Source organism: Haloarcula sp. CBA1127 (assembly GCF_001485575.1).
Taxonomy (GTDB): domain Archaea; phylum Halobacteriota; class Halobacteria; order Halobacteriales; family Haloarculaceae; genus Haloarcula.
The window spans coordinates 126,660-142,073 of sequence record NZ_BCNB01000004.1; the positions used below are offsets into that span (position 1 = coordinate 126,660).

The following is a 15,414-nucleotide window of genomic DNA, read 5'->3' on the forward strand; positions in this document are numbered from 1 at the left end:
ACTAAATCAAAATAGTAATAGAGCTGATTGCACCGTTACAACTACTCGGAATCTCTGGAGACTGTTTTGATACAGATCTTCCTTTCCTCTGGTTTTGCGAGTGAAACACCTGTTCAGTAAGCGTGCGCACTGAAAAGCAGAATTCAAGTAGTTTCATATTTCAAATATATTCTATGGAAGCCCTCCAAAAGAACAGCAACACACCCAGTTTCCCCGAGTCAAGTATCGTCCTTATTGGCCTCTTGTTTGCTATTGTCGGCCTCACATTCCAAGATTCGTTCGGATTCACTTCTATTCTCGCTGCACTAGGAATCGGCCTTGTAATCGCTGGGACGGTGTATATCGCTGTCGAAGGAACCGAATTAATCCGGCTATCACTGGCATTCATTTCACTTGTGGCGCTGCCACTGCTTTCCTACGGTAGTGTTGTCCGATGGATTGGCGGGCTCATGATTGGTGCCGTCATCGTTAGCGCAGTGTACACTCGAATATCGGCATAAGCCAAATATTTGCGTCATATATCGAATGACAGGTAGTCAGCCTGTACTGACCGAAGAGACTCATCACATTGAGGCGAGTTCTCACCAGCGGATTCGAGAGTGAAACAGCCGTTCAGTAGTGCGTATCTTCTTGTCAGTCAAGCATCCTCGACGATGAACGTCGTCGAGATGGTGCTACCTCCCAACCCGAAGAACGCGAATCGATACTCGCCCGGTTCGAGTGGCGAGCAGACGTGATAATCAGGGTTGTGGCCGTTTCGACGTTCCATTCCTTCGCTGGTGGCCGTGAAGGTCCACCGAAAGCCACCGCCGGGGTACACGCGGACGCCTAAGTCTGTCCAACCGGCTTGGCTTGTTGTAAAATAGACCGGCTCCCACCCGTCGTGCTGCCGGAGAATATTGTATTTGTATTTTTCTCCGACCCCCCGCGGATTGTCTCCGACGTTTGTGAGCGTGAATGTGATGCGCTCACCTATCGTGACCACATCCTTCGATGCCGTCAGTTCGAAACCGTTGGCCCGTTCTGGGTACGAGTCACCAGCGGCGCGGGATACCGGGCGTGGGTCATCGTCGCAATCGATTGGGTCAGGTGGTGTCGTCGTCGGTAATTCCCGTATTTGCGGCTCCGGAGTCATCTCTGTGTCCGTCTTGCTGGTTGTCGGAGTGGAATCGGTCGCTGATTCGGAGGAACACCCTGCCACCAACGAGAGACTACCGGTGACGAGTGCGAGGGCTTGACGGCGGCGCATACGTCAATTGGCTGATTAAATTGGTAAATGCTTTCTCTGTACTGACCGAATCGACTCATCACATTAAGACGAGTTCTCACCAGCGGATTCGAGAGTGAAACAGCCGTTCAATCGGAGTGCGTATTGATGATTGTGGATTTTAGCCTCTGACCTCGATACTTGTGTACAGTAGCCAGAGGAGAATTGGCCCGAATACGGGAATACCAAGAGCCAGCAGAAACATTCCACCAGTCCACGCGAACGGGTGGTTGTCGTGCTGGTTCGCTTCCCGATACATCCCAACTGTCGGGACTCCTATGAGGAGAGTGCCCACTATGAGGAGGAGTACTAGCATTTCAATTCTTGCCTCACCGGGGAGTACTCCACTCAGTAAAAGTATCAATCTCATACCAACTATCACTTCTTCAGTACATCAAAGCCTTCCATATCTGAAAAATGCACCTACTGTACTGACCGAAGCGACTCATCACATTGAGGCAATTTCTCACCAGCGGATTCGAGAGTGAAACAGCCGTTCAGTAGGAGTGCAAAGAATACAATTGAACCGGTGACGAACGCTAACGAAGACACAACGGATATAACATCTTGCACAGAAGATGAGCGTGCTTGCTCGGCTGATAAATTAGGATACTAAAAAAAACATTCCTTATATATTTCAGTAATTCTATAAGATGGGATCAACATCAAAAAAGCGATTCAGCGGTTGGGCGCTAATTATATATGCAGTAGCATTGCTTATTATCTCTGGTTTGCTCATCGATGCTCCCTCGGAGCCGACGAACAGAGCTTACACCACAGAGACGAATGAATCGCAAGTGTCTCCCGATGACAAGGTAGTCAGTTACAATAACCTTTCAGCAGCGGGCCAAGACGTGTTCGACCAAGCTCTCCGTGCTGATGGGATTGCCACAGTGAATCAGTCACCGCCAGATTTTGACTATCCAGGTGACACGATGGACTATACCTACGTCGAAAAAGACGGGAGTATATACACTATAGGCACTGGATCAAATACATGCAGGGTGTGTGCCTTCGTGGAGCCACTTAGTATCGTGACTGGACTCGCGGGGGTCATCCTGTTGCTGTGCGGAGTATGTCGCTTGGTGAGCGTGGAAGCTGGCGCTACATAGAGCTGATGATCGTAGAGCGTCTTTTCACGGTCTGGTTTCAGCTCGGCCGCAGGTCTCGTTCACGACCAATTCTGATCAACATTAGAGCTGTTATCGCCTGCAAGTCATAGTCACTGTACTGATCAGTTAGACGAATTTTTGGGCAAGTCGTGACTAGCATCTTGTAGTGGTTGCAAGTCGTGATTCTCGACGCGCTGTCTTTCGACGACTCGCACGGCAGCCATACGCTGAATGGTCAGCATATGGTTCGACGCCACTCTATGACCGGAGTTCTCTCGCCGGCCTGAAAGAAGACGTCTGGACCGTTGCGTCCACATGGTTCGACCATCAGGCACACCACTCCACCGACGAGTTCGTGTCTCACTACTCAGTAGCGTATGTCGAGTTTGGACCACACGACAGTATTCGGGAGCCACCCAGTACGAGATGGGCCAACTGTTCCGATTATTTCTCCTCAAAGAACTTCACGGCTGGACCCACGAGACGGCACTCCTCACGTACCTTACTCACCACTCTGAACTCCGTGAGCAACTAGGCATAGAGACAGTCCCGGACCAGTCGACGCTATGGCGTACATGGAACGAACGGTTCACTGCAGATCTTCGCGAGGCAATTGAGGAAACTGCGCGGACGGTTCTGATCAAAGCCCAGGACGTAGGTGTCGCTGTTCCACGCGAGCCAGAACGGACCTTTCCATCACAGGATGACGGAGCGGACAACTCAGACACAGACGATCAAGCTATTCTCGACGAAGCGGCATCGATTACGGACCACATCAGCCACATCGTCTTTCCAGCCTTCTCGTTAGATCGTGGTGATAGTTGTGAAATCCACGAAAACGCCTACTGGGACTTACAAACGTATCTTGGACTTCGGGAACGGTTGGCTGCGAACGAAGGAGCCCGGAGTTTCGTCTATGAGTCGACCCGGGATCGGACCCCGTTGGGCCACGCCCATCGCGATCAGATTCGTGATCTCTCGGTTGAACAGGTTCGAGAAATGTACCGGCAAGCCATCGGTAGACTCTTGGATGAGGTCGCTGAGACAGAGGAGTTCTTCCGAGCCGGAATTGTCGCCATCGACATCACCGAAGCGGAACCCTTCACGGGAGATAGAACGGGCCACAAGGACGAGATAATCGGGACGAAAGAGAAGACCGACGAATACGCCTATCAGTGGGCCACCGTCCAATTAGTCGGCAATGCAGTACCGATTGTGCTGGACGCACGACCAGTTCGGAAGGGTGAGTCCCGCTTAGAAATCGTTGAGGACCTCTTGGATTCGGCTGAGGAGATGGTTCACGTCGATAACGTGTTGATGGACCGGGAGTTCGACAGCCAACACATTTTGGAGATGCTCAGCCAACGCGGGCTCTCCTACGTCGTCCCGAAGCGGATGCAAACCAGCGAGAAAGCGCAGGCCAAGCGATTGCTCCAGCGCGGCCAGGATCGATACGAGACCGATAGGAAACTGCATCTCGGGAAGAATGAATGGCACGAGACGACGCTGATCTACCGACGGAAAGAGGACTCAGAGTACGACGACCACCGGCAGTACTCGGTGTTCATGTCCAATCGCGGTAGTGGCTTCCTTACTGAGTACGGGTACCGGTGGGAGATTGAAAGTGGCTACAGGTCGATTAAGCGATTCATGGCCGCGACGACATCGAAGCATTTCGGACTTCGATTCTTCTACCTTGCGTTCGCATGTCTGCTGTACTCGATTTGGCGAGCGGTTGATCTGCTTGTGCAGGTAGAGTTGACCGGTGAGTATGAACACTCGCCAATTGTGACAGCGGACAATACGCTAACGCTGTTGAAGAAGGAAACTGGAATCGGGTAGAGAGGGGACTCTCCCCGTAATTGAGCGACTTTGAGTGGCTACGCTGTCGGAACCCGTCGAAATTCGCGTGTATGGTTGGTGGTTCAACAAGATTGGGAGTTTGGAGAGCAATCTGGGTCAGTTTCCGTTCACTGAATCGGCCGAAACCACGCATCACAGCCCCACTAAACCCCTTGTAGTCTCAAGTAACACTTGAGCGAGAATGATATAGCTACATAGAATTTATCAGACACAGAAAGCCCGAATATTCAGATACAGAGTGCCTGAAACGGCGATATTCGGGTTTTGGAAGTAGGTTTGTATTAAGGAAATAAGCACCACCAAATTTACCCGGACCGCCGCTGTATGGGAAGCATGGATCGGCTTCCGCCTGAGTACGACGCTACTCCCGGGGATGACGCCCTCGAAACAGCCATCGAGAAACGACTGGTCGATATCGACTCCGGACGCTACCGAACGAACGTCGCGAGCGTGCTGCGGAAGTTCGCGGCATGGAGTCGGGACCAGCATGGTATCACCAACCCCAAGGACATTGACGATGATCTCTGCCGGCAGTACGCTCGTGAGCTAGCCCGAGCCGACGATCGGGACGATATCTCGCCGGAAACAGCACGGCGGTACTTCGCCTACGTCCGCTCATTTCTCACCTGGGCCGTCTACGAGGGCCTGATACCGACGAACCCGGCTAAAACCAACCACGCCGAAGGCCCGCTTCCAACCGACGAGACAGAAACTGACCAACAGTACTGGACGACACGCGACCGTGAAGCCATCTGTGCCACTGCGACCGCTCGTGTCGACGACGCCGGCGAAAGCGACGGTGTCGACCGCAGGGCGGCCTATCGCGACCAGGCACTCGTCTTCTTGCTTGCCTACTCTGGAGCCCGTAGCGCTGAACTCGTGGCCGTCTCCGATGACGAGGAACGGAACGGTCTGCGGTGGCGTCAGGTCAATCTTGATGCTGGCACGATGCAGGTGTTCGGCAAGAATCGCACCCGAGAGTCTGCACCCATCCTTGACGATGCACTTCATCCACTCCGGCGCTGGAAACAACTTCGAGAGCCCGACGAGAACGAAGCCGTGTTTCCGCGGCTGGACAACGCTGCGAAGGCTCTAGACCCGACACCGTCGATCACAACGCAGTCAGCCCGGAACATCTTGGCAGACCTGTGTGAGTGGTCTGAGTATGACTTCGAGGAGCCGCTGAAACCACACGGCGCTCGCCGTGGCCTCGGTCGAGAAATCTATCGCGAGAACCCACAGCTGGCTCAAGACGTACTGCGGCACAAGTCCATCGAGACAACGCACGAGGGGTACGCTCAGGAGGCCGCTAAACGGACTCGCGACGAAGCGAACGACATTATTTCCGGCGAGTAGCTTGCGGACATCTCTTCACAAGGGACCAGACAGACGACGCCCCAACCGGGCTAATTAGCGAGGTGAGAACGTATCGTGTGTTCTGGAACCGCTCCTACAACCGACGGTAGATGATGATCCCACCGAGAACAGCGACGATCATGCTCCCGGCAATAAGCAAATTCGTCGGTGCGCTCCCAGACGGCTCGACATTGTCTGTGGCCGCGGTCTGAGACGGTGTGATTGCTGGCCCACCACTGCTGGTCTGGGTCGAGGTTGATTCCTCGGTGTCCGTTTCGGTCGAGCGTTCAGTCACTGCGGTCGTCGTTGTTGTTGGGATGTCACTCGGCGTTGTTTCCGTTCCTGTCGGTGTATCCGTCGCTGTTACTGTGTCACCAGAGTCACTGCCACTGGAATCGCTATCATCGTCATCACCATCATCATTACTACCGCCGGAACTCGACGAGTCTTCCTCAGTAGGAGTTTCCGTCTCAGTCGGCGTAGGCGTTGACGTGTCTGTTGGCGTTGATGTGGCTGTTTCCGTCGGCGTTGGTGTCGACTCATTCTCATCGTCGGTCTGCCCTTCGACGGTGAGGATGCGCCCTTCTGTGCCGGTGACCGAGTAGGCACTGCCGTTCTCGTCACCCAGCGCCGCAACATTCACGGAGAGCCCGATAGCTCCGGGATTCTCGGCTTGGACAGTGACGGTCGCGAGTTCCACCGGGCCGCTCTGGAGCGTGTTCATTCCCGTCGCCGCCAACTGCACTGACGCCCCGCCGTCGGGCTGCTTGGCGTACGCTGGGCTGTCGGCATACCTGACGCTCTCGATGGTCGCGACGCTGCTGTCGTTGAGCGACACTGTCGCGTTGAACGTACCGACACCACCGCTGGCCTCGCCCACCACCAGCTCGTACTCGACGGTTGCGCCCGGATCAATGCTCTCTGCAGCCGGCGAAAGTCGAACCTCTGTCCCGCCGGCACCAGAAACGACAGCAGTACTCCCAATCAGCGCAGCGCTAACCAATACTATCCTCATGAGACGAGCGAGTTGCATCGATATTATCGAACCCGATTTCCACAGTATTAAATAAACCGGAAATATTTCTTGAATTAACGCTGGAATACTTCATGTCTAGAGGCCACAGTCGTACTCGTGGGGGTATCGAACTCGTAAGTGAGCAGGCACGGCCGCTGTTGGCGGTTATCCTGACCGTACTGCTCGTCACCAGCCCAGTCGTCGCAGCGGTTCCGGCCGGCGCACTCACACAGGCCGGCAATGCAGGCAACACCGGTACGGACGCGGGTAACACCGGCATCGGCACTGGCGTCGGAAACACGGCTGTGACACCCGACCCGGTCGTTGACTCGGCGAGCCCGACCGACCCGAACGGTGATGGACGCTTCGAGGACGTCAACGGTGATGGCAGCTTCGACGTCGTCGACAGCCAGGCGTTGCTTGCTCATCTCACGAACGCCTCCGTCCAGAACTACAGTTCGAGTTTCGACTTCACTGGGGACGGACGAGTCACGGTCAGCGACGGCCAGTGGCTCTACGTTCAGGCTATCAATCCAACCGAGACCGACGCCGACGGCGACGGCCTCAACAACACCGTCGAGGTCGCGCTCGGCACCAACGCATTCGACACCGATACCGACAGCGACGGAATCGGCGATTGGACCGAAACCAACGGTGGAAAGCCGATTGACACGGACGGCAATGGAGTCATTGACGCCCGTGATGCTGACAGCGACGGCGACCGCATCCCTGACTTGCGCGAAGGCGACGGTGACACCGACGGCGACGGGACGCCCAACTACCGCGACACCGACGACGACGGCGACGGCATCAGCACCCGGACCGAAGCGCTGGACGGCCAGAATTACAGCCACGATGTCGACTTCGACGAGACGGTCAACTGGCTCGACACCGACGCCGACGGCGACGGGACCCCCGACGGTGTTGAGGGTCAAAACGACAGCGACGGCGACGGGATGCCGGACTATCTGGACAACGACCGTGACAATGACGGGCTCCCAAACAGCTACGAGCGCAACGTCACGAAGACCAACCCCGCCGACAACGATAGCGAGTCCCCTCTGACGAACTACACCGAAGCGGACAACGACGTCATCGACGGGATGGAGGACTTCGACAGGGATACGCTGGGGACATACATCGAGTACGCCATCGGCACGGACCCGTTCGTGAGCGACACGGACGATGACGGGCTCTCAGACGGCTTCGAATACCGGAACGACCAGTTCGACCCGGTCGATGCCGACACGGACGGTGACGGCACAAGCGACGCTTCGGGCGACCTCGACGGTGATGGACTGACCAACGGTGCGGAGGCCCAGCGCGGGACCCTGGTCGACCGACCCAACACCGACGGCGACTCGCTGAACGACAGTCGAGAAATCGAGCTGGGAACGGACCCGACGCTGCCTGACACGGACGCCGACGGGCTGAACGACGACGAGGAACTCAAGCTGGGGACAGACCCACTTGTCAACGACACCGACGGTGACGGCGTCCTCGACGGCAACGAGACCTTCGAGACAGCAACCGTAAGCGACGCTTTCGACCTAAATATATCGGTTTCAGGGAACGGAAACCAAGCGGCCAGTATCTCGGTCAGCGAGGCTACCAATCCTATCGCGGCATCTGACACGCTCAACGAACAACGTGTCGCCCCTGTCGTTGATATTACCACCAATAACTCGTTCGAGAACGCGACAATCACGTTCCAATACAACGAATCAAAACTTGGCAATCGGACCGAGTCGGCGCTTTCAGTGGCCCGTTATAATCGGACCCTCCAGACGTACATCTCGCTGAACTCGACGGTTGATGCAGCGAACAACACAATTTCTGCCGAGACACCCCACTTTTCGACATACACCGTACTCGTTCAAAACGAGACTATCGAGAGATATAGGGTGGGTGGCAATCCGTCCTCGACGTACGAGTTCAATAGCACTGACTCGCTCTCGGACTGGAATGCAAACGGGTCGGTGGAGGTAATGGACGGTTCGGTCAGGATTGGTTCACTGCAGGACAAGGAACCGATTGGAGCCTATCCAGTCCGCCTCGAAGACGCGGGCTACGACGAACCGGAAAACCGGAGTGAAATATCCGCCGGGAGTAATATCACAAGTAGTGTTGCTGATGTCGAAGCCCCGCGTTCGCTGGGCCCGGTGACCTCGGTGGGACACGAACCGGCGAACCGGAGCTATTTGGCTAACATGAGCCTCGGGACACGTGGCGATGTTGGGCCATCCAGTGGTAACTACGAACCCGAAAATCCTGACTTTTTCATTCGGCGAAACCAGACGGAGACTGACGACGGTGGACTAGACAGATGTCCTGAGAGTCGTGAAACAGCAAGACCCACCACTAATCCGTTTTTTATCCCTGCAGGCGTCGAGGTTCCTTCAGGAGCAACGATTGGTGGGAACTCCTCCAACCCATTTGAGTACGGGTATATCAGCGAGAACGTCACGATTGGAGCAAATGTAACAGTCTTATCAAATTTTACTGTTGCCGCGAACGTCTCAGTTCCAGCTTCCATTACTGTACTCGGGAATCTGACGATCTCAGAGAACGCCACGTACCCCGACAGTGTGGCTGCCCTAGATAACGTGACTATCGCAGCAAACGTAAGGAAACCGGCGGTCAATAACACCACTGTCGAGACAATTCCCGACGAGGGGTGTATTCGGACGGCATCTCTCAGTGCGCCCCCGCGGGGGACAGGGCGGTTCCACTCTCTCAGACAGCCAACCGGAACCCCTGGTCTACAGTCGGCGGACCCACGGGAACCTACGAACTTCAATTCGACTCAAGATGCTATCAACGCTTCTGAGCCGGGCGATATCATCTACATCAACAGGACGGAGGCGGGCTCGCTCACTATAGATAAGCCGCTGACGATCGTCGGTCGCGGGCCCGAAAGGCACGGTGCGAACGCGACACGGTTCTCCTCAATAACCATCGGTGCTGAGATAAACGGGTCGGTCAGGCTCCGAAACCTTAATTCTGAGAAACTGAAACACAACGGTTCAACGGCTGAGATTACAGTCGAAAACGCTCGTATCGGACGGCTCGCCGCTAGCCACAGTTCGTCGTCGTGGAACGTAGTTTCGACATATATCGAGCGTATTTTCGCCAATAACGCACGGGGTAACTGGTCGATAACTGATTCTACCGCCATCAAACCTGGCGCTATCGCGAATCAGGGTCTGTACGCACGGAACAGCAGCGGAAATTGGAATATAAACAACTCACGTATCAGCGGTATCGCAGCAGAGAATTCCTCTGCCAACTGGTCGATAACCAATTCGAATGTGTTCCGCACCGGTATCGATGCGGACGGGTCGTCGGGATCATGGAGCATTCGACGAACCACAATACCGGACATAGGTCGTTTGACAACTGGGGGGCAAACGGGCATCCGCGCGAGCGAATCGTCTGCCGACTGGCATCTAAGTCGTGTTGAGATCGACCAGACGGATTTCATGGGCATCCTCGCTCGTGCAGCGTCCGGTAACTGGACTCTCAACCGAGTGTACATCAATGACACTGGTAAAACTGGCTATACCGGAGCTGCAGTCTGGATGTCAGGCGCTTCGGGATACTGGAATATAAGCCGAACACTCATTTCCAACTCCGCTGAAGAGGGTATCTTTGCGGCGTACTCCAGCGCAAATGTATCTCTACGGTCGGTTACGGTTCGCGATACTGCCGGACTCTACCTCAGTAGGGCACGTGGCGACTGGGTCCTCAACAGGGTCAACATTAACGGGGTAGTTGATTACGCTGGGACGCAGGAGTATATGCCGGATGTGAGGGCGTGGGAACGAATTGATCCACAAGACGAGGCAATCTGGGCGCAGGGAGCCAGTGGCAATGTCACACTCTCTAACGTAGCAATCACAGGAATCTATGATGAAGGGATATCGGCACGGTTTACATTCGGACGCTGGAATATCCGTTCGACGACGATTACGAACACGCAGGGCCCGAGTATCGACATGAGGTCTGCTTCGTCGGTCACGGTCTCGTCCAGTAAATTGAATGGTCAGGTTAGAGCACGTGGCATTTCTGACTCGCTTTCGCTCTCTAACACGACAATTGAATCCGAGTATAACGACGGTATCAAATTAAATTCTGCCACGGCAAACGTTTCCTTGGATCATGTCGCTATCGATGCTAACCGATACGGACTGTTCGCAAAGAACTCGCTCGGAGACACGTCTCTGAACGCAACGAGGATTTCGGTCAACGTCGCACCGATAAACGCCAACCGTACTACCGGCGACTGGTCGCTGCAAAATGTTGAACTAGTTCAGAATTTTACCGCTACTCCAGCAGTACTCGCGTCGGAGTCATCCGGTACGTGGTCACTGCGTAGAGCAAACATATCAGCTGAAAACGGTGGTATTGGCGCAACCGACAGTAACGGTGACTGGACGCTTGCGAATGTGTCCGTGGATGCGAACGCTGATGGCATTGCCCAAGGTGCGAGTATCGACAGCGACGGAATAACTGCCGCCGGTTCGAGTGGTGACTGGCAATTAACGACCGTCAAAGTCACAAACGCCAGCGATACAGCGCTCGATGCCTCCGCCAGTTATGGTAGCTGGTCGCTGCAGAACGTTTCTCTGGCGAATCTGTTCGCCGGCAATCTGATAACGTCAATCGATGCGGCAGATAGCAGGGGAGCCTGGGATGTCAGTCAGACATACACACAGAACAACATTGCCGCAGAGATGACCACCGGGCAATGGAATTTTACGGGTTCAACGGTGGATGGCCGGATAGACGCGTCGAGAAAGTCTGGTACGTGGAGTCTTCGGGGCACTTCCATTGCTGGCAGTAGGGGTGGGCTCGTATCAACCGCATCGTCCGGGCCGACGGAACTGCGTAACGTTTCGATACGTAGTTCTACAAATCGCGCGCCAATAGAAGCTGACAGTTCCCTCGGCAGATGGGCAATAGAATCGGTCGAACTGTCGGGAGGAAACACCGCAATCTCCGCGGTAGACGTCTCCAATGAATGGGAGGCTCATCGAATTGCCGTGCACAATGGGACCGGTATCACGGCAAGTGGGGATGGCATCTGGTCGGTCTCGAATTCCACGTTTTCCGGTGACTACGCCGGTATTATTGCTCGTGGAACCGGCTCCTCATGGTCCGTTAGCAATAGCCAATTCAGCGAGTACAACGGCGGTGCAATCAGGCTTAGCCAGAACGGGTCTCGTTCGGACGCCCGAATTTCAAATGTCCTATTTGAAGATGTACAAAATGGAGTTGTGTTGCGGTCCACTGGTTCAAGGGTAACTACTAATAATATAGCTGTCCGGAACGCGTCTGACAGTGGCATTTATCTCACCGGGTCGGAGAACACGTTCCAGATTCGAGATAGTACGTTCAATAACACGAACTATGCCCTCAGACGAATCAGTGATGGAACCTCATCGCCGGAGGACGTAGATCGGTTGGACTTCGCCGCAACTAACATCGATATCAGCGGTGGCGAGGTAGGTATTGGGGGGAGTGACTGGGATCTCAAGCATGTTCGAGTCGATGGCGCTCGTACTGGATTGAACATCGTTGAATCAAACGCGCGCCACGTGACAATTCGGAATACGTCCACCGGTGTCGTCAGCGGCAGATCAGTTCCAGGACCGACGACTGTAGCCGGGCAGCCAACGATCACCGATTCCGTGTTCCAGCGAAACGGCCTGGCAATCAGAAATACAAATGAGCCACCAATCCAAGCGCAAGGAAACTGGTGGGGTCAAGAGGGTGGCCCAATCGGTGCCAGACTAAACAGAAATCTCAACGCCGATGACTCTGGACAAGTCGTCGGCGACGCGGATACTTCGAATCCCTGTAACTCGAACTGTCTCCCCCCTGGTGCGTTCGGTTACAACGCCCAAACGAGCAGTATCACGCGCTCGTTTGCCTCACTAGCCTCACAGCGGACCCCCGCTTCCATCAGGTATCAAACACTGATTGACAACGGAACAGCCTCTATCAAAGTCAACTCAAGAGACGGGTCCACCGTCGTCGCATCGAACGAGACCAGCGGTGAGAGTGCGTTTAGCTGGGCAAATACGACTGTGACACCAAGCCAGGGCACACCCACCCTCTCCATCGAAACGAACGGTTTCGCCAGAATATATGTCGATCGCGTAGGGCTTAGCCTCCAACAGGATACCGACGGTGACGGGGTGCCTGATCATATCGAGCGAGGCTTCAAAACTGGGACTGGTGAGACAATACGGACGGACCCAACTGACCCGGATACTGACGGCGATGGGGTACCGGACGGTGAGGAGATCGGAGACTGGATTCGCCTCTCAATAGAGAACGAGTCCGGTAGTTATGAGCGGTCCTATTATCGACTCAATAGCGACCCGACCGCCGTCGACACTGACGGGGACGGGCTCTCCGATAAAACTGAACAGGAAGGTTGGAATGCACACTTAGCTACAAGTCCTGACCAAGGTGAGCGATATGAGAATGCAACAAAAGACGAGAGTCGGGATTCAGTTAATAAGTTGACGGAAGTCACAGTCTCGTCTGATCCACTGTACAGGGATACAGACGAAGATGGCGTAGATGACTTGCTAGAACACCAGAGCGGGATTGACCCGAGACAGCGTGATTCTGACGGCGATACTATCCCTGATAAGAAGGAACTACAGGAAGGGTCTGACCCAGCGATTCATGATCACTCTGCGCCAGTCGTCTATCCGCTCTCGGTAAAGACGAACAACGCTCAAGGAACCAGCTATACCGTCTCATTCAGCGTTGTAGATGACAGCGGGTACACCACTATCAATATCTACAAAAACGGAAAGCGCCAGATCCAGGTTACGGAAGTCAATGAAGAAGCGGGGACATATCCTGACCGGACCTTCAACGTGGACCGGGAGGCGGTGGGGACCATCATCACAGGGACAGGAAAATTCTTCTCACCCACCACAGTTGACATCGAGACGACCGATATTCACGGAAACAGCAAACGACAAACCATCAGTGGCCCAGACACCTACGGTCAGGCCGCTCGTGAGTATGAAAAGCTGCCCACTGTAGCTTCAGAGCGTGGATTCATCTCCTTCATGGGGTACGTCTCAGCGGGCACTACGGTTGGGAAAGAATCAGTCGTCGGCATAGTCGAAATGGTCGCTCACCCGCTGCAGTATGCCGAGCAAATGCACCAGCTCGGACAGACGGTCACATCGAACCCGGCGATTGTCTCCAAAATGCCCGGAATGATGGCCGATCAGACCCGCCAGCAACATGAAACCCGAAATCCGTTCGACCGAGGTGAGAAACACTACAATACATTCGGTGGGGCATGGTCGCTTGGATACTCGACTGGAATCGTTCTCCCGGCAGCTCTAACTCGTGGTGAATCGCTCGGCGTCCAAGCAGTCAGCTACTCCCGCAGACTGCAGCGTGTCGTTAACGCGGTCGACTCGGCAATTCCATCCCATGTTCCAAATGGAGTGCGGCCCGGTGTGCTCCGACAGGCAGGCAAAATCGATAGTACGCTTCCAGATACGAACGTCCGGACGGGTACACTGAGCGCCAAACTCAACAAAATGCCCGGGCCGAAGCGCAAGCAGGTTACTGAGCAGTTTGACGAACTTGATCCACAAACCAAACGATATCTCAGCAAAACCGATGTTGACGCACCGGCGACAAAGAGTGCCAATCTGTTCCGGAACGCCGGGCCGAGTGGACGCAAGACGCTGAACAAGCTTGCCGACACCGACCGGAAGGCGGCAGATGCACTACTGGAGATTGATGATGCCGCGACCCAGCGGCGGTTCACTCGAGCCTACGACAGCGGCGAGGTCGACAGTGGCGAACTGTCGACGGCCGTCAAGCGCTACGACAGTCTCGACGCGAGCGGCAAAGACGCTGCCGACGATGTCCTTGCTGCAACCGGCGACGACGGCGCCGAGCTCATCGCCAAAGCCGACGGCGAAACCGTCCGCATCCTCGCTGACGGCTCCGGCGACCTCGACCAGTCGTTCCGCCGGGGCGTCGCTCGCGCGGCTGATGACAACAGCGTCGACTCCTTCGACCAGATCGACAGGGCCGTCAAAAAGGTCGACAACCTCGACAGCACTCAGCAACGACGGGCCAAGCAGCTCATCGCCGACACCGACGGTGCTGGCGTCAAACTCGTCGACGAACTCGACGACGACGCACTTTATCAAGTGCTTGATTTGGATATCGACCGGGCTGACCAGTTCCGGACCGCCGCTGCCCGAAACCTTGATCAAGGATACGCTGAGGCCGACGACGTGGAAAAATTCGCCAGACATGCAGACAATCTCGAGGGCGTCGATGGATTGAATAGCGGTCCCGTCAGTGATTTCATCCAAGCACGTGACTCTGGGAACGTTCGCGGTGCGCTTGACGAAGTGCGCCGGGCTGACGAAATCGGTGCAGCGAATATCGAGCGGATGAATATTGAAGTCTATGATGGAAAAGAAAGGGTTGGAGAGTTAGACATCCAAGTCAAGGAGTCCGGCAAGATAGTCGAATCGAAAGGCTCGTTCGGATATGATGAACAACAAGTCAGATCCCAATTCAATAAGAAGCTCAGTGCGATGGAAGAGCACGATAGCGTAGCCTTTGACGGGAATACCTTGGAAGTACGAGCTAACAAAATAGGCGACGACGACATAGTGGCGTCCCAAATTACACAGATGGAAAAAGATATATCTGAGATGGATGAGTGGAATCATGCGGATGTTGATATTAAAGTCGTTGATGAATCAAGCGACAAAATAATCACTGGATAGGTC

Annotated in this window: 6 protein-coding genes and 1 pseudogene; 4 read left to right on the top strand and 3 right to left on the bottom strand. The window is 54.8% G+C overall.

Features of this window, described 5'->3' with window-relative positions:
* Positions 1 to 637: 637 nt before the first annotated feature.
* Entirely contained in the window at positions 638 to 1,249 is a 612-nt protein-coding gene (locus tag AV059_RS03875) for a hypothetical protein (RefSeq protein WP_058992486.1), read from the bottom strand.
* A 139-nt stretch (positions 1,250 to 1,388) separates the two neighbouring features.
* The gene (locus AV059_RS03880; protein ID WP_058992487.1) at positions 1,389 to 1,637 is read right to left on the bottom strand and encodes a hypothetical protein; all 249 of its coding nucleotides are present in this window, start codon (positions 1,635 to 1,637) and stop codon (positions 1,389 to 1,391) included.
* 283 nt (positions 1,638 to 1,920) lie between these two features.
* Between AV059_RS03880 and AV059_RS21450 the strand changes: the two genes are divergently transcribed.
* The 3 genes and pseudogenes from AV059_RS21450 to AV059_RS03890 all read left to right on the top strand — a co-directional run bounded on the left by AV059_RS21450 (position 1,921) and on the right by AV059_RS03890 (position 5,598).
* Complete coding sequence (locus AV059_RS21450) at positions 1,921 to 2,379, top strand: hypothetical protein (RefSeq protein ID WP_079990718.1); 459 nt, start codon at positions 1,921 to 1,923, stop codon at positions 2,377 to 2,379.
* 166 nt (positions 2,380 to 2,545) lie between these two features.
* A pseudogene (locus AV059_RS03885) lies at positions 2,546 to 4,221 on the top strand (transposase).
* Positions 4,222 to 4,575: 354 nt separating this feature from the next.
* On the top strand, positions 4,576 to 5,598 hold the full coding sequence (locus AV059_RS03890) for a tyrosine-type recombinase/integrase (protein ID WP_058992491.1): 1,023 nt from the start codon (positions 4,576 to 4,578) through the stop codon (positions 5,596 to 5,598).
* A gap of 94 nt (positions 5,599 to 5,692) precedes the next feature.
* Here AV059_RS03890 and AV059_RS03895 read toward each other — a convergent pair whose 3' ends face one another.
* Positions 5,693 to 6,601: a hypothetical protein gene (locus AV059_RS03895; protein WP_079990724.1), complete on the bottom strand. Its 909-nt coding sequence runs from the start codon at positions 6,599 to 6,601 to the stop codon at positions 5,693 to 5,695.
* A gap of 104 nt (positions 6,602 to 6,705) precedes the next feature.
* Between AV059_RS03895 and AV059_RS03900 the strand changes: the two genes are divergently transcribed.
* Positions 6,706 to 15,411 carry a right-handed parallel beta-helix repeat-containing protein gene (locus AV059_RS03900; protein ID WP_058992493.1) on the top strand — a complete coding sequence of 2,902 codons (8,706 nt, stop codon included), beginning with the start codon at positions 6,706 to 6,708 and terminating at the stop codon, positions 15,409 to 15,411.
* Positions 15,412 to 15,414: the final 3 nt, after the last annotated feature.